Below are 454 nucleotides of genomic sequence, written 5' to 3'. Positions count from 1 at the left end.
ACATAAACGCCACGGGCGGTGCAGGCCGACCAATACGCCCGATTCTGCGGGCGAACTCGACGCGAGTATCGGTGCGAGCGACGGCAGCTACGGATGACGATGGACTTAACTACAGTCCAGCAGTGTTCTACACATAAGGAACTTCTCCGGGGTGATTCTCTATGTCTGACACCGACGCCGACGCCGCCTCGACAGCCGAATCGAACGCGCTGCGTACACCGATCGTCGCCGTTCTCGGCCACGTCGACCACGGCAAGACGACGCTGCTGGATACGATCCGCGGGTCCGCCGTGAGCGAAGGCGAGGCGGGCGCGATCACCCAGCACAGCGGCGCGACGGCCGTCCCGCTCGACACCGTCTCGGAGATGGCGGGCGAGCTCGTCGACCCCTCGGACTTCGATCTGCCCGGTCTGCTGTTCATCGACACGCCGGGCCACCACTCGTTCACCACGCT

1 protein-coding gene is annotated in these 454 nt (G+C 64.8%); it reads left to right on the top strand.

The features are described from left to right. Nucleotides 1–161: 161 nt before the first annotated feature. Nucleotides 162–454, top strand: a 293-nt coding sequence (locus D3D01_RS22840) for a GTP-binding protein (protein ID WP_233563629.1), incomplete at its 3' end; no start/stop codon positions are given.

Origin of the sequence: Haloarcula sp. Atlit-7R (assembly GCF_003666065.1) — an archaeon.
GTDB classification, from domain to species: domain Archaea; phylum Halobacteriota; class Halobacteria; order Halobacteriales; family Haloarculaceae; genus Haloarcula; species Haloarcula taiwanensis.
This window is presented reverse-complemented; position numbering and strand designations above follow the sequence as displayed.